19 protein-coding genes and 2 pseudogenes are annotated in these 26,833 nt (G+C 60.4%); 15 read left to right on the top strand and 6 right to left on the bottom strand.

All coding sequences use genetic code 11. The features are described 5' to 3' along the window. Positions 1-134: 134 nt before the first annotated feature. From gcvA to JN403_RS04380, 10 genes and pseudogenes are all read left to right on the top strand, one after another. A complete protein-coding gene (gene gcvA, locus JN403_RS04420) occupies positions 135-1,043 on the top strand; it encodes a transcriptional regulator GcvA (protein WP_122534246.1) in 909 nt (302 codons plus the stop codon). A 415-nt stretch (positions 1,044-1,458) separates the two neighbouring features. Next, on the top strand, positions 1,459-1,902 hold the full coding sequence (locus JN403_RS04415; protein WP_205485574.1) for a cupin domain-containing protein: 444 nt from the start codon (positions 1,459-1,461) through the stop codon (positions 1,900-1,902). Continuing rightward, positions 1,902-2,261, top strand: a pseudogene (locus JN403_RS25275) (class I tRNA ligase family protein); the annotation flags it as partial. The gene JN403_RS04415 and the pseudogene JN403_RS25275, both read left to right, overlap by 1 nt. Then, positions 2,174-3,409: a class I tRNA ligase family protein gene (locus JN403_RS04405; protein WP_240356934.1), complete on the top strand. Its 1,236-nt coding sequence runs from the start codon at positions 2,174-2,176 to the stop codon at positions 3,407-3,409. The pseudogene JN403_RS25275 and the gene JN403_RS04405, both read left to right, overlap by 88 nt. A 20-nt stretch (positions 3,410-3,429) precedes the next feature. After that, positions 3,430-4,554 carry an FAD-binding oxidoreductase gene (locus JN403_RS04400; protein ID WP_205485570.1) on the top strand — a complete coding sequence of 375 codons (1,125 nt, stop codon included), beginning with the start codon at positions 3,430-3,432 and terminating at the stop codon, positions 4,552-4,554. Continuing rightward, positions 4,551-5,498 carry an ABC transporter substrate-binding protein gene (locus JN403_RS04395; protein WP_205485569.1) on the top strand — a complete coding sequence of 316 codons (948 nt, stop codon included), beginning with the start codon at positions 4,551-4,553 and terminating at the stop codon, positions 5,496-5,498. The genes JN403_RS04400 and JN403_RS04395 overlap by 4 nt, the downstream gene beginning before the upstream one ends. 54 nt (positions 5,499-5,552) lie before the next feature. After that, entirely contained in the window at positions 5,553-6,911 is a 1,359-nt protein-coding gene (locus JN403_RS04390) for a SidA/IucD/PvdA family monooxygenase (RefSeq protein ID WP_205485568.1), read from the top strand. Further along, a complete protein-coding gene (gene sbnA / locus JN403_RS25860; RefSeq protein WP_345945835.1) occupies positions 6,908-7,927 on the top strand; it encodes a 2,3-diaminopropionate biosynthesis protein SbnA in 1,020 nt (339 codons plus the stop codon). Before JN403_RS04390 ends, sbnA begins: the two co-directional genes overlap by 4 nt. After that, positions 7,920-8,927, top strand: coding sequence for a 2,3-diaminopropionate biosynthesis protein SbnB (sbnB, locus tag JN403_RS25855; RefSeq protein WP_345945834.1), 1,008 nt, complete (start codon positions 7,920-7,922; stop codon positions 8,925-8,927). Before sbnA ends, sbnB begins: the two co-directional genes overlap by 8 nt. Next, positions 8,918-10,717 (top strand): FAD/NAD(P)-binding protein, encoded by a 1,800-nt coding sequence (locus tag JN403_RS04380; RefSeq protein WP_205485567.1) that lies wholly within the window; start codon positions 8,918-8,920, stop codon positions 10,715-10,717. Before sbnB ends, JN403_RS04380 begins: the two co-directional genes overlap by 10 nt. A gap of 43 nt (positions 10,718-10,760) precedes the next feature. Here the strand turns inward: JN403_RS04380 and JN403_RS04375 are convergent, their stop codons facing one another. The 6 genes from JN403_RS04375 to lpdA form a co-directional block, all read right to left on the bottom strand. Beyond that, positions 10,761-11,480 carry a hypothetical protein gene (locus JN403_RS04375; protein WP_240356811.1) on the bottom strand — a complete coding sequence of 240 codons (720 nt, stop codon included), beginning with the start codon at positions 11,478-11,480 and terminating at the stop codon, positions 10,761-10,763. Between the two features lie 149 nt (positions 11,481-11,629). Next, positions 11,630-12,331, bottom strand: a complete 702-nt coding sequence (locus JN403_RS04370) for a transporter substrate-binding domain-containing protein (RefSeq protein WP_205485566.1) — start codon at positions 12,329-12,331, stop codon at positions 11,630-11,632. A 218-nt stretch (positions 12,332-12,549) separates the two neighbouring features. Beyond that, positions 12,550-13,833, bottom strand: a complete 1,284-nt coding sequence (locus JN403_RS04365) for a hypothetical protein (protein WP_205485565.1) — start codon at positions 13,831-13,833, stop codon at positions 12,550-12,552. Positions 13,834-13,846: 13 nt separating this feature from the next. Next, the gene (locus tag JN403_RS04360) at positions 13,847-15,112 is read right to left on the bottom strand and encodes an O-antigen ligase family protein (protein WP_205485563.1); all 1,266 of its coding nucleotides are present in this window, start codon (positions 15,110-15,112) and stop codon (positions 13,847-13,849) included. 494 nt (positions 15,113-15,606) lie between these two features. Then, positions 15,607-17,226, bottom strand: coding sequence for a glucan biosynthesis protein D (locus tag JN403_RS04355; RefSeq protein ID WP_205485561.1), 1,620 nt, complete (start codon positions 17,224-17,226; stop codon positions 15,607-15,609). Between the two features lie 192 nt (positions 17,227-17,418). Continuing rightward, the gene (lpdA, locus tag JN403_RS04350; protein ID WP_205485553.1) at positions 17,419-18,819 is read right to left on the bottom strand and encodes a dihydrolipoyl dehydrogenase; all 1,401 of its coding nucleotides are present in this window, start codon (positions 18,817-18,819) and stop codon (positions 17,419-17,421) included. A 419-nt stretch (positions 18,820-19,238) separates the two neighbouring features. Between lpdA and JN403_RS04345 the strand changes: the two genes are divergently transcribed. From JN403_RS04345 to cfaB, 5 genes and pseudogenes are all read left to right on the top strand, one after another. Continuing rightward, positions 19,239-21,206 (top strand): protease modulator HflK, encoded by a 1,968-nt coding sequence (locus JN403_RS04345; protein ID WP_205485551.1) that lies wholly within the window; start codon positions 19,239-19,241, stop codon positions 21,204-21,206. Positions 21,207-21,217: 11 nt separating this feature from the next. Then, entirely contained in the window at positions 21,218-22,258 is a 1,041-nt protein-coding gene (locus tag JN403_RS04340; protein WP_205485549.1) for a protease modulator HflC, read from the top strand. Then, entirely contained in the window at positions 22,255-23,322 is a 1,068-nt protein-coding gene (locus JN403_RS04335) for an SPFH domain-containing protein (RefSeq protein ID WP_205485546.1), read from the top strand. The genes JN403_RS04340 and JN403_RS04335 overlap by 4 nt, the downstream gene beginning before the upstream one ends. Next, positions 23,319-25,273 (top strand): annotated as a pseudogene (locus JN403_RS04330) (cation-translocating P-type ATPase). Before JN403_RS04335 ends, JN403_RS04330 begins: the two are co-directional and overlap by 4 nt. Positions 25,274-25,550: 277 nt before the next feature. Then, on the top strand, positions 25,551-26,735 hold the full coding sequence (gene cfaB / locus JN403_RS04325; RefSeq protein ID WP_205485544.1) for a C17 cyclopropane fatty acid synthase CfaB: 1,185 nt from the start codon (positions 25,551-25,553) through the stop codon (positions 26,733-26,735). Positions 26,736-26,833 lie beyond the last annotated feature (98 nt).

Here is a 26,833-nt window from a genome sequence, read left to right as displayed (position 1 = left end):
ATCGCTGATCCGCTGACCGAAAAGTTGTTGATTGACGCTCCTCGAGTCAGGGTGTGATGATTTGAGCAGTGTCTAGGGCGGTGCTCAAGCGAGCTTTTCTTAAGCACATTAGATTTTCTTAACCGAGGTCAGGCATGAAATTCCCGCCCCTGCACGCGCTGTTGTGTTTTGAAGCGACGGGGCGCCACGCCAGCATGAAAGGCGCGGCCGGTGAGCTGTTTGTGACCCCTGCGGCCATTAGCCAACAGATCGCCAAGCTCGAAAAAGCCGTTGGCGTCACGCTGTTCATCCGCAACACCAAACGCCTGGAGCTGACGGCCGAGGGCAAGATCTACCTGCGGGCCATTCGTCCCGCGCTCGGGCAGATATCCGACGCCACCCAGCGTCTGATGAGCGACAACGGCCCGAATACAATCACTGTCAGCTGCACCAGCGGCTTTGCGATGCAATGGCTGCTGCCCCGCCTGCCTGATTTCCAGGCCATCTGCCCCGGCATCGAGGTGCTGATCAGTACCACCAACCGGCTGGTTGATTTGCTCGGCGACGGTGTCGACTTCGCCGTGCGCCACGGCCTGGGGCGTTACCCCGGTCTGGAAGTGGAGATGCTGATCAACGACCGACTGCAGCCTGTCTGCAGCCCCTCTCTGCTGCCGGATTCCCGGTATCTGTCCTCGCCCATTGACCTGAAAAGCTACAACCTCCTGCACGACGAACACCGCGAAGACTGGGCGTTATGGCTCCGTGCAGTGGGTATCGAAGATGGCGAGGCCGCTGTTCACAAAGGTTCGGTGTTCGTAGATTCCAACGGGGTCATCGAGGCTGCCCTGGCGGGAATGGGCATTGCGCTGGTGCGTCGTTCGCTGATTCGGGAAGAGCTGGCGTCCGGCCGATTGGTCGTACCGTTTCGCGCGACGATCGACACGCCGATTGCCTACTACCTGGTTTATGACGAGACGGCCATTCTCCCCAAATCCAGCAAACAGTTTCGCGACTGGCTAGTGTCTCAGGCCGTCGCCAGTCAGCGTGAATTCACCACGCGATAGTTCGCGATCATCCACCCTCGATTCCGCGCTGTGGCCACTGACGTTTTCCCGGCTAAAGCCGGTCCTACAGTGAGTACGCGGTGTGTCAGCAGGACTGGCTTTAGCCGGGAAGCGGGTAGTGCGTACACCCTCAATTTCTGCAGTGTCATAAAGCGTTGGTTAGTTATCAACGCAGTTAAGTCCTGCTTCAGTGTCCGCGGGTGATACACCCGCGCTGATAAATCCAGTCAACTTCTTGATTATTCGAACAATTAAGCCAACGCCTGTTAAGTCAAACTTAACCGCTGCTTGCGGATTTCTAGTTTGCCCAGTGGGGCACTTTTCTTCAGTTTATCCCTTAACTGGCACGTGCCCGTCAGCTCAATCTGGCGCCGATAAAACAGCGAGCAGGATGCTCTGACTGAAGGAAAACCTCATGACTGATTTCGATATTTTTCGCCCTATGGCGTGGGACAAACTGGTTCATGAATATGACCTGGATGGCGCAAGGTTACTGCCGTGGAACGGCTATCCGACGCCCATCGGCGGTGGCTGGTGCGTCGTGCGACCCCACACCAAATCCTTGTCGCACACCCAGATAGACCAGGAATTCTTTATCGGCATCAAGGGTACCGCTCAGTTGATCGTTGGGGATCAGACGTACCCGTTCACCATGGGTGACATCGCCGCCATTCCCAAACACACCGATCACTATGTGTTCAACAACACTGACGAAGACTTCCACTTCTACGTCGTGTGGTGGGATCGAGATTCCGCCAACCGCTTTCTCGATGAAGATGCCCGGCAGGCATTGGCCCCCAATGAGTTCGTCCTGCACAAGGCGACGGTTCATGACGTGTCCGATCAGAGGGCGTCGTGATGGGCAAGTTACTCGTGACGATCACGCCGCCCACGCCAAATGGTGATTTGCATATCGGTCATATGGCGGGGCCGTTTCTCGCGGCAGATATCTTCACCCGCGCCCAACGTCAACGCGGTCACGATTGCACCCTCGTCTCATACTCCGATGACTATCAGTCCTACATGCTGCGGCGAGGAATCGAGCTGGACCGGGCCCCTCAAGCACTTGCGCTGGAGAACACCGACAAGATCAACGACACGCTGAAGAAGATGGGTATTGAAGTCGACTTCTGGATGCGCCCGTACGGCAACAGCTACTTCAAGAATGCCGTCGAGGAGATGTACGAGTACGCGGTAAAGGCGGGGGCCATTTACAAAAAGTCAGCCAGGAACCGTATTGCGAAGCCTGTGATAAGTGGGGCTACGAAGCCTTTGGGCGGGGCAACTGCGACCACTGTGGCTCGGACTCGGATGCCAGCCAGTGTGAAGAGTGCGCGCACACGCCCAATGCCTCGAAGATGAATAACTTCCGCTGCAAGTTATGTGCGACGCCCATGATCTGGCGTCCCATTGAGCGTGAATTTCTGGCGCTGTCGAATTTCCGTAACCACCTCAAAAGCACGTTCGAACATGCGCCGCTACGGCCATTCATTCGCCGCTTCCTGGAGGAGGAATTCGAAATCGGTCCGGCGGACTGGGGCATTACCCGGCCTTACGATGGCGGGCTGGATCTCAAGCCCGATGGCAGCCGGCGCATACACACCTGGGTCATGGGCCTGTCCGGTTACCTGGCGGCCTTTCGCGAATACCTCAATGAACACAAGCTTGCGCCGTGGGAGTACGACGAATATTGCCGCTCCGGCAAAGGCCGGCTGGTGCACTTTCTGGGCTATGACTGCGCCTTCAGCCACATGATGGTTTACCCGTCTCTGCTGCAGACCATGCACGGCTATCGCATGCGCCAGACCTTCTACACCAACCAGTTTCTGACCTTGAACGGCAAGAACCTTTCCACTAGCCGCAACTATGCGATCTGGGCGCGGGACCTGGTGGCCGACGCCTGCACTGACAGCGCGCGCTTCTATCTGGCGTTGATCGCGCCGGAGCAGGACACCGATGACTTCGATGTCGAGAAGTTCTCCGCCTGGCGTGAACACACCTTCAATGAGGTCCTGGCCAAACTGGCCACCCAGGCTGAGCGCGAACGGGTGGACGGCGACAGCCTGAAAGTCAGTGCGGCAGACGCTGCGGCCCTCAAGATTCTGGTCGCGCGCTGGTTCGAAGCCACGTCGGTGGATCACTTCAGCATGAAGGGGCTCGCCGTGCTGCTGTCGGACATCATCAACGCCGCCCGTGATCGTCAGACCCTCGGCAAGCGGATTCTGCCGTACATGGCGCTGATCGGTGCCATCGGCGCGCCGGTGTTCCCGGATCTGGCGAAACAGATCCTGCGCTATTGCCGCTTTACTGAAAAAGAAGTCCTGCAGCAGCTGGTGTATGTCAGCGCGGTCGAGTACGAAATCTGACCGAGAGGCGCGCGACGACGATGAAAACTTCATTTGATGTGATCGTGATCGGGGCCGGCATCATGGGCGCTTCGATCGCAGCGGCGCTGGTTGAAAGCGGCCTCGATGTGGCGCTGATGGAGAAAGGCATCGCTGGCGCCCAGGGCGCAACGCGGGACACGGGCGGCATCGTTCGCGGTCTGGAGCTGGACGCCGCGCTGCGTCCGTTGACCCGGCGCGGATCACTTTACGGCAATCCAGGCATCGTCCACGCCTTCTACGAAAGCGCACTGAATCGCAGTGGCGTCGCTTACATCGCCAGCGCCGAAGTGTGCGGGCAATACCTGGAGGCGGTGGACAGCGAAGGCTGCGAGGGCATTGAACTGCACGCCTCCGTCGATGCATTGGATAACGGCCGTTTCTCGCCATTCTGCGCCGGGGAATGCCTGCTTATCGAACGCAATGGCGGCACGGTGGATGCCCGTGTCACGGTTTCGAACCTGTGCCGCTACGTCAGTGAAAAAGCAACGTACCTCGATCACCTTGCCGTGGATCGCTGCGTCGAACTGGACGGCCATGTTCAGGTTCATGCTGGCAAGCTGTGCCTGGAAGCGACGTGGGTGGTCGATGCCTGTGGCGCCAGCGGCCCTTTGCCCCGGCCGAGCAACGCCGTGCACGCGCGGACGATCCCCTTCACGCGCTTCGGCTGCGACCAGGCCCCGAGCATGCCGATCGTTGCTCACCATCTGAATACCTACCTGCTGCCGCTTGGACGCAATCTCGTGCAAGTGGGCGGCCAGCGACGCCTGCGCGCAGAACATGCGGATCAGCTGAACCTGGCGCCGCTGGATAACGAGCAAGACGTTATGGACCGCGTCTCTCGTCTCGGCTACGACCGGCACCACAGTTTGCCGGTGGTCACACAGGTCGGCTGGGACGCGTACACCGAAGACGGTCGCCCGCTGATCGGGCGTTCCAGCGCCAGGAGCCACGTCTTTATAGCCACCGGATTTTGCGGGATCGGCTTCAAGATGGCACCCAATGTTGCAGAGCTGCTGGCATTCGAGCTGGGCGGATTGATGTCCGGCGTGTCGATGGATGCGGCTTATAGATCGGTCATGGAAGCGTTCCGCCCTTCGCGATTCGCAGAGGTGGTGTTCTCATGAAGCGCCTGGGTATCTGCGCGGCACTCGACGTCGGCACCACACTGCACGCGCGCGGTTTCTTGCGCAGCGTGTACCTGTCCAGTCACCTGTTCCCCCATGTACGCCGCGCGCGCCATTTCTATTTTGATGACGGCGCCAGCGCTGACGGCGGCCGTGCGGCGGCAAGGCATTTCATCGACGCGAAGGTGGATGCTGTGATTGGTCATTTTGCTTCGGACTCTGCCGCAGCAGTTGTTGAAAGTTATGCACAGGCCGGAATTCCGTTGATCCTGCCCGCGTCCACCTGCGCAGCCTTGACCGACGCCGGGAAAACCACGTTCCGCATTTGTGCGTCTGACCGACTGTTGGCCACACGCCTTATCGAATTTGCCAACGCTGAAGGCCTGCACAGGCTCGCTTTGTTCACTGACCCGAGCCTGCATGGGCGTCAGCAAATGCATGAACTGCGTGAGGCAGCGCAGTTATCCACAGTCGAAGTGGTCGACGATGTGAATCACGCCAATGCCATTGTATTTTGCGGCCGCTTGAAAGCCAGTCGGCAGTTTCTTGTGGATAAGCGCGCTAATGGCTGTGAGTTGCCCCTTTTCTTTACCGACGATGCCGCTTCGCCTGCGCTGGTGGAGGGATTGAAACGAACCGGCACGGTGTTCGTCATCAGCTTTCCCAGGGCGGGAGATCTGGCAGAGGCGCAGTCATTCGATGCGACTTATCAACAGATCTACGCCGAACAGGCGCCGGTTTACGCCGTCGAGACGCTTGCAGCGTTTGCCGTGGTGGACCGAGCCGCCGCTGATCAGCGCGAACTGCTGGACGCGCTACGTTTTGATCACTTTGCCACCCCTGCCGGCCCTGTCAGCTTCCGCGACGGGGAGAACAGTTACGCGCGGGTTTCGCTGTGGGTTTACACCGACGAGCACGCCCATGAACGACGTCTGCTGTGTTGAAGCGGCCTGCCCAAACGCTTGCCACGTCTTTTGAAACTTTCAGGAAGAATAACCATGACTCAGTATGAAACCGATGGTGTGCGTGAATCGCTGGACGTCATTTCGGTCGGCTTCGGCCCGGCTGGTATCGCTCTGGCCTGTGCGCTGGAAGATGACGCGGAAGACAACGGCAAAAAGCCTTTCCAGCGCGTTCGCTTCTTCGAAAAAGGGCGTGATTCAACGTGGCATGGCGCGTTTCTGCTGGCCGGTACAGACATCAACCACCATGTGTTTCGAGACCTGGTGACGCCGCGCAATCCGCGCAGTCGATTTTCCTTCGCCATGTACCTGAAGGAGAAGGGGCGGCTGTACAAATTCGGATTGCTCGGACGTCCGGCCAGCCGGGTCGAATGGTCCGACTACATCGCATGGGTCGCTGCGCAACTCCAGGACTACGTTGCCTACGACGAAGGCGTGCTCGATGTGTTACCGGTGGCGGAAAAGGGCATCCTGAAGGGCGTGGATGTCGTAACGGCCAAGGGCACTTATCGCACGAAGCGGCTGGTGCTTTCCCACGGCAGCCTGCCCCGGATACCGAACGCATTCAGCCCGCATCTCGGCGGTCGTGTCTTCCACACGTCCCAGTACCTGAAAAACATCCACCTCGGCGGCGGTCCGATCGCGCAACGCTGGCTGGTGCTGGGCTCGGGTCAGAGCGCGGGCGAAGCGGTGACGCACTTGCTCGGTGCCGCACCCACCACACAGGTGCATTCGGTGCACCGCGGTGTGGGTTTCAAGGTAGGGCAACTGGGGCAGTTCCCCAACATGGCGTTCCTGCCGGAGCACGTCGACTATTTCCACGACCTGGAGCCGGGCCGCCGCAACCGGGTATTTGAAGAAATCCGGTCGACCAATTACGCAGGCATCGACGTCGACGAGAGTCAGGCGCTTTACTCCTTCCTGTACGAAGGCGAGGTCACGGGGCACCGACGTCTGAAGCTGCATGCCTGGTCCGAAGTGGCCTCGGTGGAACAAGTGGGCGATGCCTATTCGGTGGTGCTGCGTGACAGCAATACCGGCGTTGAAACCGTGCTGTACGTCGACGGGATTGTCCTGGGCACCGGCTACGAACAGCTCGCAGTGCCGCCGCTGCTGACCCTGCTGCAACCCTGGCTGGTGCGCGACGAGGACGGCACGCTTGCGGTCGACCGGCATTACCGCGTTGCCCTGCAGCACAGCGAGGGCGTGCAGATTTTGGCCAACGGCACGTCGGAAAAGACCCACGGCATCAGCGACGCTCAGTCATTTTCCATGGTCGCCCTCCGTGCGCAGCACCTGACCGATGCGTTGCTGGCGGCCCAGCCCCGGCAGCGCGCGCCGTTGATGACCATGCCGAGCTACACCCGGCCTGCACGCATCGAGGCACGGCCATGAACTTCATTTCCCACATCGTCGGCGATTCAAACTTCGTCAGGGTAAAAGGCCTGGGTTTTGAAAACCTGCACCTGAAGCTTGAGTCCTGCAACCCCGCGGGCTCGATCAAGATGAAGACGGCCATTGGCCTGATCGATTCCTACGCCGAGCGCCGACTTATCCACAAGGACACCGTTCTCATCGAGTCCTCGTCCGGCAACCTCGGCGTTGCGCTGGCAATGATATGCGCCGAGCGGGGCTACTCGTTCTGCTGCGTCGTCGACCCCAACACCAACCTGCACAACATCAAGATGATGGAAGCCTTCGGCGCAAAGATCGTCATCGTCACGGAGCGCGATGACAACGACGGTTATCTGGGCACGCGCATTCGGTACATCCGCGATGCCGTGGCCCGTGATCCCCGTCATCTCTGGCTCAACCAGTACAGCAACCCGGCCAACGCCAAGACCCATGAACACACCACGGCGCGTTCGATCCATATCGCCTTCCCGGCGCTGGACTACCTGGTCGTCGGGGCTGGCACCACCGGCACCTTGATGGGCTGCGTGCAGTATTTCCGCAAGCATTCGCCGCGCACCAAGATCATCGCGGTAGACAGCGCGGGTTCGGTGACTTTCGGTCAGGCGCCCGGTCCGCGCTTCATTCCTGGACTTGGCTCCAGCCAGATGCCGCCGATATTCCGCGCCCACCACTTGCACAAGCAGCAAGTGGTGGATGAGCGCGCCACTGTCGCCATGTGTCGCTGGCTGGCGAAGTCGAATGGCGTGCTGGCGGGCGGTTCCACCGGGACCGTGGTGGCCGGGTTGGCAGCGCCCTCGCTGGGGATTCCCAAAGACGCCGTTGTCGTGGCGATCTCCCCGGATGCCGGCGAGCGTTACCTTGAGACGATCTACAACGATGAGTGGGTGATGCAGAAGTTCGGACGTGCCGAGCTGACTGCGCTCAGCTCGCAACCGATCACGCGGTATCTGAAGCAGTACGTCCACACGTTCGAGGGAGAAGCGCTGAATGTCTGACTTTCACGTGATCCCCGGCGCTGTCATCAAAGACATCCTCGACAGCCACGCCCACGACATGGTGCGACGCATTGAGCAGGTGTATCTGCAGCACCATGACGGCCAGACGCTCAACCCGGACAGCTATTTCCTGCGTTTCCCTCAACAACCTGCCAACCGGATCATCGCGCTGCCGGCGGCGCTGGAGGGAGAGGATGCCGTGGCCGGGATCAAGTGGATCTCCAGCTTCCCCGGCAACGTCGCGCAGCAGAAGCCGAGGGCGTCAGCCGTGGTCATCCTCAACGACCGCGAGACTGGCTATCCCTTCGCCTGCCTTGAAGGTGCGCAGATCAGCGCAGTGCGAACGGCTGCTTCGGCGGCGTCGGGCGCTTACTGGCTCAACGGTCAGTCACGTAAGGCTGCATGCGTAGGATTTATCGGGGCTGGGGTGATTGCCCGCACCATCGCGCGAATGCTCAGCGTTGAAGGATGGGACATCGGCCACGCCGTTGTTCACGACTTTGACATGGCGTCTGCAGACGCTTTGACAGGCTTTATCGAAGGTGTCGACTTATGCACAGCCCGGACTGGCTCGCTGGAACAGGCGTTGGCAGCCGATCTGGTGATCTTCGCCACCACCGCCGGCGAGCCTTACGTCAAACCGCCTATGGCATTTCGCGCCGGGCAGGTTGTGCTGAACATTTCGTTGCGGGACATCGCGCCCCAGTTGCTGTTAGAGGTGAACAACCTCTGCGACGACGTCGAGCACTGCATGAAGGCCAACACGTCGCCGCATCTGGCAGAGCAATTGACAGGCAGCCGCGCGTTCATGAACGGCACGCTGGCCGGCCTTATTCGTGGCGAGGTCGAGCTTGATCCCGTAAAGCCCTCGATTTTCTCGCCGTTCGGCCTTGGCGTGTTGGACCTGGCCCTGAGCAAATTCATCGTCGACACCGCACTGGCAGAGTCCCGTGGCGTCGCCATCGAATCGTTCTTCGGAGAAACCTTGAGATGGAACTGAGTGCAGTGCTGGCCGGCGAAAAGTTATCCCCAGGGTCGGATAAACCCGCCATCAGAATCGGCATTGTCGGCTGCGGTTCACGCGGGCTGACGGTGCTGGAGCGCATCGGTGCGCTGGCGGCTGGCACGACGCGGCGCATAGAGGTCAATGTATTCGACCCTCAGCGTCCGGGGCCAGGTCTGCACGCTGTCGATCAACCCGAATACCTGATGCTCAACACCGTCGCCTCGCAGATTTCGATGTTTCCGGACACGGCCGCCCTCAATGGTCACACGGGACGACAAGGACCGAATTTTTACGAGTGGTGCCTGCGTTATAAGTCTTCACGTAGCGTACAGCCCAATGAGTTCCTGCCGCGCAGCTGGCTGGGAGAGTACCTGGCGTGGACTTACGAGGAAGTCATTCGCAGTCTGCCGACAAACGTGCGCGTCATTCATCATCCTCACGCTGTGGATAACATAGAGCACACCGATATGGGCCAGTTTGTACTGTCCACAGCCAAGGTGGAGCGTGCTGTGGATTGGCTGGCAATCACAGTGGGTCATGCGCAGCGGTTGCGGGATAAGCGTGGGGAGCTGCCCAGATCGTTAGCAACGGACCGCCACGCTAATTCGCCTCATTTCGGGTTATCCACAGAAGCGGTTGGCATCGAAGGACTAGGCTTGACCGCCATGGACGTCGTTGCCGATTTGACGGTCGGGCGCGGAGGCCAATTCAGCAAACGAGCGGAAGGCTTACTCTACGAGCCGAGTGGGCGAGAGCCACGAATCTACATGTTCTCGCGCAGCGGTCTGCCGTACCGCACACGGCCGGACATCGTGCCCCATCGGACCTCGAATGCGGCGCTGATTTTTACATTGTCGGCGGTTGCTGATCTGCGAGCGGAGTACCCTGCCGGCCTGGATTTTGAGCAGCAGGTCCTGCCGTTGATCAAAGCCGAAATGCTCGCGGAATACTTCGGGATGATCGCCTCTCAAGAGGGTGAATCGCCAGTGAGGATCAAAGCGGACGTTGCGCGCGCTTATTACTCAGGCCGGCTTGAAACCGTGTCGTCAGAAATGACAGCACGTTTCAACTCGCCGCCACTGGACCAGGCTGTGTATAACCCGCGCATGTCGATCATGGAATCTGCTGACTACGCCCAGGCCATGCGCGCATTCATCGAGCGCGACATCGGGCAGAGCAGTTTGGGAGTTGATGCAAGCCCGATTAAAGCCGCGGTTGAAGTGTGGAGAAGTTGTCGTGAGCAGCTCCGCCGCGTTGTGGATAACCGGGGGCTGACAGCTGATTCAAGCCGTGTTTTTTTCGGAGAGTACGCGCCGCACGTCAATCGAATGGTGGCCGGGCCGCAAAAGGAACGTCACCAGGAGCTGCTGGCTTTGGCCGACGCAGGAATTGTCCATTGGGTGCGCCATGCTCAAGTTATCCACAGTGCCGATGGAGCGGGGCCCGGAGTGGTGCTCGCGGGCAATCTGGCGATGCCTTTACATAGAATCTTTAAGGCTCACGTCAGCACTGCCTGTGACATATCGTCGCTGCCAAAGATCATTCGCTCTTTAAAGAGCAACGGAATTATCCACAGCCTGGCCAAGAACGGTGAGGGCGTGCTTGTAGACAGTGAAGGCAGGGCACAACCCAATCTGTGGATAACTGGCGCACTGGTGGAAGGGTCGACCTACTACAACCACTATGTCCCATCCTCGGGCAGTTATTCCCGTGCCTTCGTCGATGCCGACCGAATCGCTCGTGAGATGTTGGGGTTGAATGTTGAGGTCAAATCGACGGTTTAGAGGCTATCTTCAGCGCTCTACCGCATTCGCGCATAGGAGACGCCTAGAAAGGCTTGGTGGCGATGACCTCTAGAGCATGCTGCTGCTTCAGCATCCACGAGGCGGATGCTCTGCACCGAGCTTCTACCAGTCCGATGATGATGCAGAAGTCGGCTTGGAGATCTCGACTGAAAATAGGTTCGTGGTGGGCAATGCGATTTCTGAGCAGTCGCACGTTGTTCAGGTTTTCAAATATCTTCTTGCGGTTTTCTGAGGTCGTATTGGCGGGCTCCAGGTTGGGAAAGACTTGGATAAGACACGAGTTCCAGATTCGATCGTCATGTCGGCTGGTAAACATTTTCTCCCAGAATACGAATTTTAGTTCGGCGACAATCTGGCCTGCAGTGCTGCGCTTCGACTTAAGGCGCTGCAGGTCTGTTAGCGGGTTATAGCCGGGGCCTGCGCACCGAGGAAGGCTGCGTTCGAAGCCAGAACTCCATGGCCAGGAGGGTCCGTGAATTAGTTCTAATGCGTCAGCAACGGCGTTGCGAACAACGACTTCACATATATGCAGGGGTGTGAGCAGTGCGCCCGATACGCGAGCGTTCCAGGCGTAAAGTGCCAAAGCCTCTTCACCCCCGAACCCGGCAGCCGCAGCCGCACTTCGATACGTTGCCATCCGAGCCGATGAGAGGGTGGTCGAGACAGCGCAGGCTCTTTGCATTGACTTGATAAACCTATGTCCATATAGTTTTTTCACTAGCCACGGGATACGCGGGTGCATGCACCTCCCCCGAGGACAGACGAAGTAACAAGAACCCCACCTCTCGGTGGGGTTTTTTTTGAGGTCGGCATTGTATTTTCCAGGTCTGGGATGCGCGCTGCCTACTGTTCCAAGGTTACAAAATGGCTGGCTCATCGATCGGGCTGCGTTCACTTCGCCCTCTGCATCCCCGGCAAGTACTTGCGTCGAATGCGCTCCAGCTCACCCGTCTTGTTCAGACTGTCGATCGCGCTGTTGATCCGCGGTAACCAAGAGGCGTATTGCGGCTGAAGCTTGAATACCAGCGGCGCTTCGCTGAGTCGCGCGCCCTGGACGAACTGGCCGGGATCAAGATCGTTGCTCGAAGTCAGCTCATCAAAGATGTCGTCGACCATGGCGATGGCGTCGACGCGCTTGCTCTGGAGCAGCTTGATCAGCGCCTCGTCTCTGGAGGTTTCCAGCCGGGTCAGGCGGCGCTTCTCGATGGCCGGGTCCAGGGCCCGGTAGTTGTAGCCCCGAACCATGCCGATGGTCAGGTGCTCAAGTTGGGCGATGGTCTGACCGCGCGCAGGGTGATCGGCCAGAAAGTAAAGGTGCTCTTTGACCGTGGAGTAGGGTTTGGAGAACACGTATCGACGTTGCTCTTCAGGGCCGTTCCAGATCAGCGAGTCAGCGTAGTTGATATCGATCTCGCCCTTGCGCAGCATCGACTGCAGGCGGTTGACCGGGTAGGTGACGAAGGTAACGTCCAGGCTGGCCAGCTTCATTACACGTCGCGCGATGTCGATGGAGATCCCTGCCAGATGACCGTCCTTGTCCTCGTAGGCATAGGGTTTCCACTGGGCTCCGCCCGCGATATACGGCTCAGCCACGGCTGGCAGCATGAGCAGCCCGAGCACACAACCAACGATGAATCTTCCTCGAAGCCCCATACGTTCCCCCGGCAGCGTGTCTGCCCCAGATCGTAAGGTAGCAGCAAGACATGTCCAGTAAATGTCGTATTGCCACTATCTGCTCCTGCAGCACATAAAAAACCCGCGCTGACAGGGTCAGGCGGGTTGGCACAGGTGCGGTCGTCAGGCGTCGCGGCTCAGGCGTCAGGGCTTAGGCGAATGATTTTCGGAAACTCCGTCAGCGTCAGCCGGGCCGAGCAACGCTGGTCATCGCACACCCACTGTTGCGGGGAGTCAGTCATGCCTTTGTCAGGCGTTTGCGTATCAAGGATGCGCATCGGTCTGTTTTTCATGGCTGGAGCGCTGATGGTGACTTCGTGCTCGCGACCGCTGGCCCACGCCACCAGAATCCGCTCGCGGCCGTTGCTGAATACCAGTTGGAAGACGCCGTCGGACTGCAGGCTGTTAGCCGGCTCGTAGGTGAGATCAGGCAGGTAAGGGCTGATGGCCTTGAGCACCGAATAAGCCGGTTTCGCACGGAGGTTGATATCGAGCAGGCCGAAGTTGTGCTCCTGCTCGGCACGGTTGGTGCCATCGTTGATCAGGTCATACCACCACATGCCTTTGACGTTCGGCAGCGTGCGGATGAGGAAGTAAGCGCGGGCCAGGTATGCAGACTGGCGCTCGGGGCTGACGCCGCAATTGCCATTGTGGCTCGGCCAGCTCATCTCGGTCAGATACAGCGGGACCGGCCTGCCGACCTTGGCGGTGATTCGACGGTCCAGATCCCGCATCCAGCCGACCCAGCTTTCCGGCGTGTTGCGGTAGCTGCCTTCGCAGTGCACATAGGGATGCAGCGAGAGGCCATCGGCGTACTTCATCACCCCTGCGGCCAGGATGCGGTCGACGAAGCCGCTCTTGATACCCAGGTTTGTTACGGCGCCGGCGAGTATGAGCGCCTGGGGATTGTTTTTGCGGATGATGGGTGCCGCGTCACGGACCAGCGCGACGTAGTCATTGCTCAGGCGCGCATCAGCCGGGCCGTCCAGGTCCCACTCGTTCCAGACCTCATAAAACTTGACCGGATTGCCCAACTGGCGAGTGAGGTAATCCACATAGTTCAGGTAAGGGATCTTGACCTCAGGCTTGCGCGGCTTTGCGCCGCCCTGATATGAGCTGCCGTATCCCAGAATCACCATCGGCGTGAGATTCAGTCCCTTGGCAGAGCTCAGCCATGCGCGCCACGGCGCAATGATCTGCATCTGGCCCCGCACCGGTTCGGCCGTAGACCAAAAGGCGTCATCGCGTATCGACTTGACACCCGCCTCGCTCGCCATCTGGAGGCTGCGCAGCGATTGCCCGGTGTTATTCATCGAATGGGTGGCAACGCCGACGATAAACGGCTCGGCCAGCGCGACGTTGGCGGCGAACAGGGCCGCAATCACTGCCAGAGCGCCCAGGCCGATGCTGCGGATGTTCATAGGGTTGCCTCGATCAACTCAGACCCGGCAGGCCGTTCCATGTGGGTACCTCATGGGGCTTTGGGGCCGTCAGCCTGCCCCGCGATTTCATGGCCAGCGCATGCCCGATGGCCATGCCCAGGAACATGTTGGCGAGGGTCACTTCCAGCGTATCGGTCGTCCAGCTGACAATGCAGATGCAGAAACCTGTCACCAGCAACGCTTGGCCGTAGCGGCTGGCACTGTCGGCAAGGATGAAAAACAACGGGATGTGCAGGGCGTAGAGAAACAGCCCGGCCAGACCAAACGTCGCCCACAGGTAAACCACGGTGCTGTCGGACACCATGAAGATGTCAGCGCCGGGAACCGGGAAGGCGGCCACGGCGCTGCCAACCAGGCCGAAGCCCACACCGGTGAACGTTCGATCATCGTCCATCAGCGTCCGAATGACGTTGGGCCAAGTGTTGATGAGCCGGTCGTAGATGGACGCCAGCGAACTGGTGGCCGAGATCTTGTTGGGATCGAAGTCGGTCATCATCGCCACGAAGGGCAGCGACATACCGAGTACGACCGCGACAAGGATGGTCGCCCGGGCCGTCCAGCGAAACCGCATCATCAGCAGCAGACCGGTTCCGCCGATGAACGCCAGTGCTGGCGCTTTACTTGTGGTCAATATCACCCCGGCGAAGCCGATTACGCAGACCGTCAAACCCAGCAATTTCGAGCGCAGGGTCGCCATCAGGTAAAGGCTGAGAACCGAGATGATGATGGCCAGTGAGCTGGAAATCCGCGCAAAACCCGCCGGGCGGTCCATGTCTTCGGAGGTCCATGCCGTGTTGGCGCTCAGCTCGGTACCGCCGACGGTGTAGCTGTAGCCCTTCCACGGCAGACTGACATACCGGTCGAGGGCAATACCGCCCAACGAAGCCAGCAGGCAAAAGGCAATCGCCCACATGAACAGGCGCTTGTGGCGAATGATCTGGTCGCCGCAGGCGATCCCGAAAAGCAGCGGGCTGATCCCGTACAACGCGAATGCGAAATTCCCGGCCTGGGCGCCATTCAGCGCTGCCCATCCTGCCGACAGCAACAGCACCAGCAGGCTCAGCCAGACGCCCGGCCCGGCCTTGAAACTGCGCAGTTCAAGTGCGAAGAACAACAGACACGCGATCTTCGGTGCGTAGAGCAATACGGAAATCCCTGCCTGATCCAGATAGAAACGCAGGGCCCCGTTGAAGGTCTCCACCAGCATCAGGCTGATCGCAACCAGCGCGATTGCCGTTGATTTATTGAATGAAAGCAATGAAGGTTTTTCAACGTAAACGGGGAAGTCGACATCATGTGCAGCCCCTCGGGAGCATTTGTACGTGTGATAAGCGTCAGCGTGCGAAGCAAAACGCCGTGCGGGAAAGGCTACTCCCCGGGCAGCGCGGGTGTAGCCATCGACGGCGTGCAATCGCAATGATTTGGGTGGTCGCAGCGGGAGAAATGAAGGGCTTTTCGGTTCCCTTGCGAGCGGCGCGACAGGGGTATATCAGCCGCAGATCGGAAGGCTGTCAATCAATTAGTCAAATTTTCAGACGTATTTAATCAGCGTTAAATATCGGCGTTTGTAACCTGTTGATTTTATTGGGGGATAGAAAATTGGCGCTGTTAAAAAGAGGGGAATTCGTCGGCGATTAACGAGTTTCTATGACTCATTTTCGTTACAAGTGCGGCGTATCCACCGCTGAGTATTCAGCGGCGAATACGCCATTTCCCAAGATTGAATCGCGCTACGCCATTAGCCGATCACGCTCACGTGTAGCGGCGCTTGTCCGCTGCGGGCGGGAAATACTGGTACAGCCAGGTCTCGCTCAGCGTGCGATCACCGGTTTTGATGAACATGCGCATTTCCACCGGCTCCACGGAATCGCTGGTCGGGTACCAATCGAACGTCACGCGGAAACCCTTGATGTCCGGGAGCACCAGCACATTGAAATCCTGGACTTTGCCGTGGGACACGGTGACCACTGGCTCGATGCCCGAACCTTCCGGTAACCGGTCCAGGCCGCCACAATTGAAGTCCACGGCGAAACGGCGCGCCCAGACGTCCGGGTAGTGCTCGCCCGGTGCCCAGCCTTCGATGAAACCGCCCATGCCCGAGCGCGTGGCGTGCACTTGAGCCAGCGGCGTGCTGACCGGGGGCAGGGGGCTCCAGTAAAGCTTGTAGCCGTAGTTCATCGACATGCCGGCCTTGACCGGCACTTTCGGGTTCCAGAATGCGACGATGTTATCCAGGGTTTCGCCGGTGGTTGGCAGTTCCAGCAGATCGATGGAGCCCTCGCCCCATGCCGTCGTCGGCTCGACCCACAGGCTTGGCCTGCGGTGGTACCAGTCCACGGTGTCCTGATAGGTCTTGAAATCGTGGTCGGTCTGCACCAGGCCAAAGCCCTTCGGGTCTTTGTCGGCAAAGGCGTTGAACTGGATCTTGGCCGGGTTATTGAGCGGACGGCAGATCCACTCGCCATTGCCGCGCCACATGGCCAGCCGGTCGGAGTCGTGGATTTCCGGGTGAAGGGTGTCGCACATGCGGCGTTCGTGCGTGCCGCAGCTGAACATGCTGGTCATGGTCGCAATGCCCAACTGCTCGATGTCAGCCCGCGCATTGATGTGCGCGTCGATGTCCATCACCACGCGGTCAGCCTGGCAGTCGATGTCGAAGCGGTACGCGCCCGTTGCACTGGGAGAGTCCAGCAGCGCGTAGACCACAAACCGTGTGGCGTCTTTGGTTGGCTTTTCGAACCAGAACTGTGTGAAGTCAGGGAATTCTTCAGGGCTGTGGGCGTAGGTGTCGATCGCCAGACCCCGGGCGGAAAGACCGTATTGCTTATTGCTGTCGATGGCGCGGAAGTAGCTGGCGCCCAGAAACGACAGGATGTCGTTGATCGCGATCTCGGGGGCCTTGAACAGCTTGAAACCGGCGAAGCCCAAGTCGCCCTTGAGCTGACTCTGGTCGATGCGACTGGCTTCGTAGTTGAACAGCTCGGGGCGGAAATGCACTTCACGCGCCTGCTGGGTTGCCGGGTCGACGCTGTACATGCGCACCGGGGTCTTGAAGCCCGCGCCGACGTGGAAGAAATGCACGTCCAATTGGCCTTTCACGTCATTCCACAGTGAATGGCCGGCGTCGTACTTGATCGCGTTGAACTGCTGAGGCGTCATGTTCGCCAGGGTAGGCGGCAATGTCTGCTTGGTGCTGACGTAAGGCTTGCCGGCCATCTGTTTGGCGTTGTCCTGCAAGGTCTTGAAGTCAAAGTGTTCGATGTCGCCATCGGCCGCCGCAGCCAGTGCGCGTGCCGCATAAAGACCTGAGGCGGGCAGCGCGCTGTAGGCTGCCAGCGCCATGGACGCTTTCAAGAGATTCCTGCGATTCATATGGTGAAGCCTCTGAAGATGCTGTGCCTTCCTGCACAAAAAAGTGCGCTTTCCCAATCCTTGCCGAACGCAAATTACCAACAAACAGATAACAATCTCGGCATCTTGTTCGCGCAAAGGGAAAAAATCGTTTCAGGGCACAACCGATTTCGCTTCAACGTGTTGCTCGCGCGGCCGATCTGGCCGCGCATTTCAAGCCTGGGTGGTATGCCCCCCGACAGCCATCGCTGCCTGCCGCAGCGCCTCAGACCGTGTCGGATGGGGGTGGCAGGTCAGGGCAATGTCCTCGGCGGAGGCGGCGAACTCCATCGCCACGCAGTACTCCGCGATCATCTCGCTGACGCTGGGGCCAACGAGGTGTACACCGAGAATCTCATCGGTGCGCTCGTCCGCCAGCACTTTCGCGAAGCCGTCTGTTTCGTGATTGACCTTGGCGCGGCTGTTGGCGCTGAACGGGAATTTGCCCACCTTGTAAGCGCGACCTTCCTCCTTCAGCTGCTCTTCTGTTTTGCCGACGCTGGCCAGCTCGGGCTGCGTGTAGATGACGTTGGGGATCAGGTTGTAATTCAGCTCACCCTTCTTGCCGACGATTCGCTCGACACACACGCCGGCTTCATCCTCCGCCTTGTGCGCAAGCATCGGGCCGGACGTCACGTCGCCAATGACCCAGATGCCATCTACCGCCGTTCGATGCCCCTTGTTGGGCAAAACGCCGCGCTTGTCCACCTCCAGGCCGACGGTTTCCAGGCCCAGCCCTTTCGTCACCGGGCGACGGCCGATGGACACCAGCACGTAGTCCGCTTCGATTTGCTCGGCTTCGCCACCGGCGGCGGGTTCGACGGTCAGGGTGACGCCGGTTTCCGCAGCGACGGCAGAGGTGACCTTCGAGCCGAGTTTGAATGCCATGCCCTGACGCGACAGCGAGCGATGCAGCGTCTTGCCCGCCTCAAGGTCCGTGCCGTGGGCGACATGGTCGAGAAATTCGATCACCGTCACCTTCGCCCCCAACCGGCGCCAGACCGAGCCCAGCTCAAGACCGATGACCCCCGCGCCAATTACCACCAGATGCCTGGGCACCTCGCTCAACGACAACGCGCCGGTGGAATCGAGAATGCGTTTGTTGTCGATGGTCACGCCTGGCAGGGGCGTCGGCTCGGAGCCGGTGGCAATGATGATGTCCTTGGCGGTCAATTCGGTTTCGGCACCAGCAGCGTCGGTGACGATGACCTTGCCGGGCCCGGCGAGGCGGCCCCAGCCTTTGATCCAGTCGGCTTTGTACTTGCGAAACAGAAACTCGATGCCCTTGGTCAGGCCCGTCACGCTTTCGACCTTTTGCGCCATCATCTGGGTCAGGCTCAGCGTCGGCGTGACCTCGATGCCGAGCTTCTTGAATTCCTCGCCGGTCGCCGCCTCATACAGCTCGGAGGCGTGGAGCAACGATTTCGAAGGGATGCAGCCCACGTTCAGGCACGTTCCCCCCAATGTTTCACGGCCTTCGATGCACGCCACTTTCAAGCCTTTCTGGCCCGCATGGATCGCCGCGTTGTAGCCGCCGGGGCCGCCACCAATGATGACAACGTCGTAGTGACTCATGAACGTACTCCTCGAGGAATCCAGCAATGGAGGGAAGCGTAGCCGTGTCTGGGCAAATGTCGCTCGTCAGCAAAGCTGCTTAAATGATGGTCGTAATATTTCTCCCCGAGCACTTTAAAGTCAAGTGGATGACCCGTCGCTATTTCCCGCGCATCTCGTAGGACCGGCATTTAGCCCGGAAGGCGCACTCCTGTCTGTCTAGGGATTCAAACCGATACGACGGCAGGCGACGTTTACCTGTCTGCTGGCTGTCTGACCCCGCATCCAGCGCTGCGCAAACGAATAATCAGACGAAAATTTCACGACTTCTGTTATATCGTAACGCCTTGTGTCGGGGTGGCTTGGCGCCGCGTAATTGCAACGCCGGAGAGTGGGCGGAAGGGTAATGATTACAGCGTTATACGGGCTTTGGAGTTGCAATGCGGGTTGATCTGGATGATGAGGGCGTTGCACCGGCGAGCCTACCGAGGTTTCAGCAGGCGGCTGTTCAATCGACACGTCTTTCACGGCTGACGTATCTGACAGGAGCGATGGGTATCATCGGCCTGGTGGTGTCGCTTTTCGTTGACCTCTTTTCTCCCAATTCGCTGTGGACGGCGGTGCTGACCAACAGCGCCGCGAGCCTGCTCGTACTGGCCGGGGCGTTGCAGTCGGCCCACGTCGTCAGCCAGTGGCGCGCCGGCGTCATGGCACCGCCCTCTGCGGCTGCCTCTGACGATGAAGCGCTGCTTAATGGCGACGAGCAGGGCTGGTACGACCGCGTGCTTGGACGCATCAGCGGTGCTGGCACTTCGATGGTCGGCCAGGTCGGATTGCCAGTGTTCTGGCTGGCAGGCTGGGCGTTGCTGTCGCTGGTCAGCATTGGCCTGATCTGGAACCTTGCCTTGGCAGGCAGCAATGTCGGCCTCGTCGGTAACGTAGTCGGCGGTTTGCTCCTGTTGATCGCGTTTGCGCTGCTGGTGCTGGAGCGGCAATTCAGCAATGAGTCCGAGGCCAGTTGGCCTGAAGCCGAGCAGCTGGCGCAGATCACCAAGGTCGCCATCGGGACACTACTGGTCACCGCATTGTGCCTGTTTTTCTCTTCCGCTGATCGCGTATGGCCCGCCCGGCTTGCGGTGTTGATCGGCCTGTTGCCTGGGCTGGTCGCCGTCGAGTTACTCATCCGTGCCTTTTTGTCCGTCTTTAGCCCGCGCAACGAACGCCTTGAACCGCGCCTGACCGCCAGCAGCTTCGTTGCCGGCCTGTTGCGCTGGCCGCCGCGTCCGCTGCTGGCGCTGCAAAACGAACTGCACAACCGCTTCGGCATCGACCTGCGGCAGATCTGGGCGTTTACCTACATGCGCCGCGCCTTTCTGCCGGTGCTGGCGGTCATCATCGGCCTCGGCTGGTTGCTGAGCGGTGTTCACGAAATCCCCATGCAAGGCCGTGGCATTTACGAGCGGTTTGGCAAACCGGTTGAAGTCCTCGAGCCGGGTCTGCACGCCGGTCTGCCTTGGCCCTTCGGAACGGTGCTGGCGGTGGAAAACGGTGTGGTTCACGAGTTGGCGACCAGCGTTTCGGAAGGGGCGGGCGCCGAGCAGACCCTTGACCCTGCCGAAGGCCCGCCGCCTGCCATCGCCAACCGGCTGTGGGACGCCACGCACATCAATGACAAATCGCAAGTGATCGCCAGCGGTTCCGGTGATAAGCAGAGCTTCCAGATCGTCAACATGGACGTGCGCTTTGTGTATCGCATCGGTTTGACGGACGAGGCCGCACTGGCCGCCACGTACAACAGCGCCGACATCCCCAGCCTGATTCGCAGCACCGCCAGCCGCGTGCTGGTACACGACTTTGCATCCCGCACTCTCGACGAGTTACTTGGCGAGCAGCGGAATGATCTGGCGGCCGACATCGGCGACGCCGTACAGCGCGACCTGAAAAAACTCGACAGCGGTGTAGAGATTCTCGCCACCGTGGTCGAGTCGATTCATCCGCCAGCAGGTGCGGCCAACGCCTATCACGCGGTCCAGGCCGCTCAGATCAGCGCTCAGGCGTTGATTGCCCGAGAACGCGGCGCGGCGGCCGATCAGGCCAACGTGGCGCAATTACACGCCAGCATGGCCCATGACCAGGCGGCCGCGAGTTCGCGGGAAGTGATGGCAACGGCGCAAGGTGCGGATTTGCGTTTCAGCGCCGAACAGCAGGGCTACGCCAAAGCGGGCCAGGCATTTCTGCTGGAGCAGTACTTCAGTCAGCTGACCCAGGGGCTGACCCACGCCAAGTTGCTGGTGCTGGATCATCGGCTTGGCGGCACCAGCGCGCCGACCATCGATTTACGATCTTTTGTCCTCCCGGTCGACCCCGCAGCGTCGACTCAATCAGCTGACCAGCCCTCGGCTGAATAAGGAGTCTTCCCTTGAGTCTGTTTCATTCCCACGATCACCACGACCATTCCGGTCACGACCACGCAGGCCATGGTCATGGCGGCCACCACCATGGTCATCACCATGACGAAGCCTCCGGCCCGACCGTGTTTCCGTGGCGTCGTGCTGCGTTGGCGGCGGTGCTGATTGCCTTCGCGGTTGCGGCGGCGAGTCTGGTGCAGGTGCGCTCCGGCGAAGCGACGGTCATCACGCGCTTTGGCAATCCCGCCCGGGTATTGCTGGATCCCGGCCTGAGCTGGCGCTGGCCGGCGCCATTCGAAGCAGCGATCCCCGTTGACCTGCGTTTGCGCACCACCTCAAGCGGTTTGCAGGACGTCGGTACCCGTGACGGCCTGCGCATCATCGTTCAGGCGTACGTGGCGTGGCAGGTGCAGGGCGATCCGGACAACGTGAAGCGCTTCATGCGCGCCGTGCAAAACCAGCCGGACGAAGCCGCGCGGCAGATCCGCACCTTCGTCGGCTCTGCACTCGAGACCACCGCCGCGAGCTTCGATCTGTCGAGCCTGATCAACACCGACGCCAATCAGGTGCGCATCGCCGATTTCGAAAACCAGCTGCGTCAGCAGATCGACAAGCAACTGCTGACCACCTACGGCGTTCGCGTCCTGCAAGTCGGGGTCGAACGTTTGACGCTGCCTTCGGTGACCCTCAACGCGACGGTCGACCGCATGCGCGCGGAGCGCGAAACCATCGCCACCGAGCGCACCGCCATCGGCAAGCGCGAGGCGGCGCAGATCCGCTCCGCTGCCGAACGCGATGCGCGGATTGTCGAGGCCGACGCCACCGTGAAAGCCGCCGATATCGAGGCGCAATCCCGCGTTGAAGCGGCGCAAATTTACGGCCGCGCCTACGCCGGTTCGCCCCAGTTGTACAACTTGCTGCGCTCGCTGGACACCCTCGGCACCGTGGTGGGGCCGAGCACAAAACTGATTCTGCGCACCGATGCCGCACCGTTCCGGGTGCTCGTGGACGGCCCGCCGACTCTGGATGGCAAGGCTGGAACGCAGCCATGACCGAGCACGACGCTGCGCACATCGAGCGGCCGGTGGTGAACAGCCCTTGGCTGCAGGCCAGTCGCCTGGCGTTTCTGGGGTTGTATGTCGTGACCCTGTTGGCGACGCTCGGCTGGGCGGTCTCCAACGTGCGAGAAATCGATCCGCAGAACCGCGCCGTCGTGTTTCGATTCGGCGAGTTGGACCGTGTGCAGAACGCCGGTTTGCTGTTGGCCTGGCCGCAACCGTTCGAGCAGGTGGTGCTGCTGCCTTCCGCTGATCGCGTGATCGAGCGGCACGTCGAAACGCTGTTGCGCTCACCCACTGCGTTGGCGGCCGACAAGATCACCAGTTTTGCGACGCCGATGAGCGACGCGCTGGCAGGCTCGGGCTATCTGCTCACGGGTGACGCCGGTGTCGTACAGCTCGACGTGACGGCGTACTACAAAGTGACAGATCCCCGGGAGTTCGTTCTGCAGGGCGAGCACGTGCTGCCGGCGCTGGATCGTCTGGTCAATCGCAGCGCCGTCAGCCTTGCTGCAGCGCGTGACTTGGACACCATTCTGGTGGCGCGTCCCGAGCTGGTCGGCTCTGACAGCCAGTCTGCCGAGCGTCGAGAACGCCTGCGCGGCGATCTGGTGCAGGGCATCAATATGCGGCTTGGCGAGCTGACGGCCACTGGCGTGGGGCTGGGTGTTGAAGTCGTGCGGGTCGACGTGCAGTCCAGTCTGCCAGCGGCTGCGGTAAACGCGTTCAACGCGGTGCTGACTGCGAGTCAGCAAGCCGATCAGGCTGTGGCAAACGCGCGCACTGACGCAGAGAAACTCAACCAGACCGCCAATCAGCAAGCCGACCGGACCCTGCAGGTCGCCCATGCGCAAGCATCCGAGCGGCTGGCCAAGGCGCAGACCGACACCGCTGCGGTGACCGGGCTGGCGATGTCGATCCAGAACAAAAGCGATCCCGGATTGCTGCTGCGGATCTACCGCGAGCGGGTGCCCGCCATCCTGAAACAGGCGGGTTCAGTGACCACGGTCGACCCCCGCGACGATTCCCGTCTGATCATTCAGGGAGCTGACAAATGAGTGGCGAAGCCGTGCATAACCATTCCCACGAACCTTCTCACCAGCATGCAGAGCCCGCCGCGCCCGGCAGCATGCTAACCAGTCGCGAACAGCGCAGCGCCGCCCGGCAGTTGACGCTGGCGATGCTTGCCCTCGGCCTGCTCGCGCTGGGGCTGGTCTGGCGATTTTTCTCGCCCGAGCAAGTTGGGGTCAGCCAGCTGCTGTTGGGCGCCGCCTCTCTGCTGGTGGCCATCCCGGTGGTCAGCGCCGGCTGGCACAGCTTGCGGTACCCGAGTCTGCACGGCATTACCGATCAACTGATCGCACTGGCCATGCTGGGCGCCTGGGCGACGGGCGATCTGATGACCGCCGCGCTGCTGCCAATCATCATGATCTTCGGCCACGTGCTGGAGGAGCGCAGCGTGATCGGCTCTCAGGAAGCTATTCAGGCACTGGGCCGTTTGACCCGCAGCCATGCCCGGCTGATCGATAAGGATGGCGCCATCCGCGAAGTCGACAACGGTACGTTGGTTGCTGGTGACCGCGTTGAAGTGCGCGCCGGTGACCGCGTACCGGCTGACGGCTTGGTGATCTCGGGGCAGGCCAGTCTCGATACGGCCCCCATCACGGGCGAGTCCGTTCCGCTCGAAGCGCGGGCGGGCATGGAAGTCTTCGGTGGCGCGATCAACCTCGACGGGCTGCTGCGTATTGAAGTGACGCGTATCGGCAACGAGTCGACCCTGGGCAAGGTCATCGCGCTGATGCAAAGCGCCGAACGCTCCAAACCGCCCATCACTCGCCTGTTGGAAAAGTACGCGGGCAGCTACATGGTGCTGGTGTTGTTGATCGCGGCCGTGACCTGGTTCATCACCAATAACGCCCAGGCCATGCTGGCGGTGTTGGTCGCCGCGTGCCCCTGCGCGTTGGTGCTGTCGGCGCCGGCGACAGCCATCGCCGGTATTGCAGTCGCCGCCCGCCACGGCATTCTGATCCGCAGTTCGGCATTTCTTGAGGAGCTGGCCGACCTCACTTCGCTGGTCGTCGACAAGACCGGCACGCTGACTTATGGGAGTTTGCGCCTGCAATCGGTCCAGGCCGAGGAGGGCGCGGGCGATGATGTGATCGCGTTGGCAGCAAGCCTGGGTTCGGCGAGCAGTCATCCGGTCAGTCGCGCGCTGGCCACGTTGGTCGACAAGGATCATCTGCTCCCTCTGGATGACATTCGTGAGCGCCAAGGGCTGGGCGTCGTTGCGCGGACCGCGCGGGGTGAAGCTGCATTAGGACGGCCTGAGCTGTTCGCACAGTTGGGAATCGCGACCTCGCCTATCCCCGATCACGATGGCCCGATTGCCGGGCTCGCGCTAAATGGCCACTTCCTGGCCTGGCTGCTGCTGGCCGACAGCCTCAAGCCTGAAGCACGTCAGGCGCTGAGTGAGCTGCGGGAGCTAGGCTTGGGTCGACAGTTGTTGCTGACGGGGGATCGGCAGAGTGTCGCCGACAGCTTGGGTCACGAGGTCGGCATCGGCGACATCCACGCCCAGGCGTTGCCCGAGGACAAGCTCAATCGGGTCATGAGCGAAATAAAAAGGGCTTTCGCCCAATGGTCGTCGGCGACGGTATCAACGACTCGCTGGCGTTGAAGGCCGGCGTAGTCGGCGTCGCGATGGGGGCGGGTGGGGCGGACATCGCGTTGGCCTCTGCCGACATCGTCTTGATCGGCAGTGACCTGCGCCGCTTGGGCACCTGCGTGCGCCTGAGCCGCCAGTGTCGCCATACCTTGCAGGTGAATGTGATCATCGGACTCGGCTGGACGCTGGCCATTGTTGCCATGGCGGCTTTCGGCGTGCTGGGTGCGGCAGGCGCCATGATCGCTGCGGTCTTGCACAACCTCAGCACGCTGCTGGTGCTGGGCAATGCCGGGCGGTTGCTGCGTTTTCATGAGCCCATCGCGAAGTTTCACAATCCCTCCTAAGCCAGATTTCCCGGCGCCTGCATTGAAAGCGTCGGGTTAGAGGCCTCCACTAAGTATTAAAATTTGCTTGAGCTTTGAAGAACTCTGTTACAAATTAAGTTCAGTCTTGTTCGGGGTGCTCCATTTGCAGGCGTCAAACTGGCTCGAATTCTGGGGCGCAGGGTCGTACCCGTTGTAGATTCGTCGTCGTTCAAACCAGCCGATCGCCTGGCGGCTCCTGATCTGGGGCCGGTTATGGACTACCCTTTTCCATGTAGCTGGATCAGGGGGATTTCATATGCTCGCGCAACTTCCACCGGCGTTACAGAACCTTCATTTGCCGCTGCGTCTCAAGCTCTGGGACGGCAACGAACTCGATTTGGGAAATGACCCCCGCGTCACGATCGTGGTAAAGGACCCGTCGCTTGTTTCCGATTTCACCCACCCAAGTCTGGGCCTTCTTGGCAGTGCTTTCGTTGAGGGTCGGCTTGAGCTGGAAGGCTCGATCAGCGAAGTGGTCCGGGTGTGCGACGAGCTGACCAAGGCGCTGGTGGACGAGGACGACGACTATCTCCCTGTGCGCACCGAGCACGACAAGGCCACCGATGCTGCGTCGATCTCCTACCACTATGACCTCTCCAATGACTTCTATCGCCTGTGGCTGGACCGGGAGATGGTCTACTCCTGCGCGTATTTCAAGACCGGCAACGAGACGCTCGATCAGGCACAACAGAACAAATTTCACCACCTGTGCCGCAAGCTACGGCTCAAACCCGGGGAGTATTTGCTCGACGTCGGCTGTGGCTGGGGAGGCCTCTCCCGCTTTGCCGCGAGTGAATACGGCGTCAAGGTATTCGGCATCACGCTGAGCCGCGAGCAACTGGCGCTGGCCCGGGAGCGGGTGCGCGCGGACGGTTTGCAGGACCGTGTCGAACTGCAGCTTCTCGACTACCGGGATCTGCCTAAAGACGGCCGTTTCGACAAGGTTGTCAGCGTCGGCATGTTCGAGCATGTCGGCCACGCCAATCTGGAGCTGTACGCGAAATGTCTGTTTGATGCGGTGAAGGAGGGCGGTCTGGTGATGAATCACGGCATCACCGCCAAGCACACCGACGGGCGACCTGTAGGGCGGGGCGCCGGCGACTTCATTGATCGCTACGTCTTTCCCAACGGTGAGCTGCCGCACCTGTCGATGATCACTGGATTCATCAGCGAGGCGGGTCTGGAAGTCGTCGATGTGGAAAGTCTGCGCCTGCACTACGCCAAGACGCTCGAACACTGGAGCGCGCGTCTGGAGGAGAAGCTCGGCGTCGCCGCCGCGATGGTGCCGGAGCAGGCGCTCAGGATCTTTCGGTTGTATCTGGCTGGCTGCGCGTATGCGTTTTCCAAGGGCTGGATCAATCTGCATCAGATCCTGGCGGTGAAACCCCACGCGGACGGCAGCCATGATTTGCCGCTGACCAGGGACGACATCTACGCGTAATGGCGTCAACTTGTGGGAGCGAGCTTGCTCGCGAAGACGTCGGTACACCCACCGAATCATCGGCGGTTGAAATACCGTCTTCGTGAGCAAGCTCACTC

It is taken from the genome of Pseudomonas sp. 15A4 (assembly GCF_016925575.1).
Lineage (GTDB): Bacteria > Pseudomonadota > Gammaproteobacteria > Pseudomonadales > Pseudomonadaceae > Aquipseudomonas.
Note: the sequence above shows the minus strand (reverse complement) of the source record. Positions and strands in the feature narration are given on the sequence as shown.

Bases quoted from the DNA above. Each gene is read 5' to 3' on its own strand.
- sbnA (WP_345945835.1), top strand. From the start codon at position 6,908: ATGAACTTCATTTCCCACATCGTCGGCGATTCAAACTTCGTCAGGGTA.
- lpdA (WP_205485553.1), bottom strand. From the start codon at position 18,819: ATGAGTCACTACGACGTTGTCATCATTGGTGGCGGCCCCGGCGGCTAC.
- JN403_RS04335 (WP_205485546.1), top strand. From the start codon at position 22,255: ATGACCGAGCACGACGCTGCGCACATCGAGCGGCCGGTGGTGAACAGC.
- cfaB (WP_205485544.1), top strand. From the start codon at position 25,551: ATGCTCGCGCAACTTCCACCGGCGTTACAGAACCTTCATTTGCCGCTG.
- gcvA (WP_122534246.1), top strand. From the start codon at position 135: ATGAAATTCCCGCCCCTGCACGCGCTGTTGTGTTTTGAAGCGACGGGG.
- JN403_RS04415 (WP_205485574.1), top strand. From the start codon at position 1,459: ATGACTGATTTCGATATTTTTCGCCCTATGGCGTGGGACAAACTGGTT.
- JN403_RS04390 (WP_205485568.1), top strand. From the start codon at position 5,553: ATGACTCAGTATGAAACCGATGGTGTGCGTGAATCGCTGGACGTCATT.
- JN403_RS04380 (WP_205485567.1), top strand. From the start codon at position 8,918: ATGGAACTGAGTGCAGTGCTGGCCGGCGAAAAGTTATCCCCAGGGTCG.
- JN403_RS04375 (WP_240356811.1), bottom strand. From the start codon at position 11,480: ATGCACCCGCGTATCCCGTGGCTAGTGAAAAAACTATATGGACATAGG.
- JN403_RS04355 (WP_205485561.1), bottom strand. From the start codon at position 17,226: ATGAATCGCAGGAATCTCTTGAAAGCGTCCATGGCGCTGGCAGCCTAC.
- JN403_RS04365 (WP_205485565.1), bottom strand. From the start codon at position 13,833: ATGAACATCCGCAGCATCGGCCTGGGCGCTCTGGCAGTGATTGCGGCC.
- JN403_RS04400 (WP_205485570.1), top strand. From the start codon at position 3,430: ATGAAAACTTCATTTGATGTGATCGTGATCGGGGCCGGCATCATGGGC.
- sbnB (WP_345945834.1), top strand. From the start codon at position 7,920: ATGTCTGACTTTCACGTGATCCCCGGCGCTGTCATCAAAGACATCCTC.
- JN403_RS04345 (WP_205485551.1), top strand. From the start codon at position 19,239: ATGCGGGTTGATCTGGATGATGAGGGCGTTGCACCGGCGAGCCTACCG.
- JN403_RS04395 (WP_205485569.1), top strand. From the start codon at position 4,551: ATGAAGCGCCTGGGTATCTGCGCGGCACTCGACGTCGGCACCACACTG.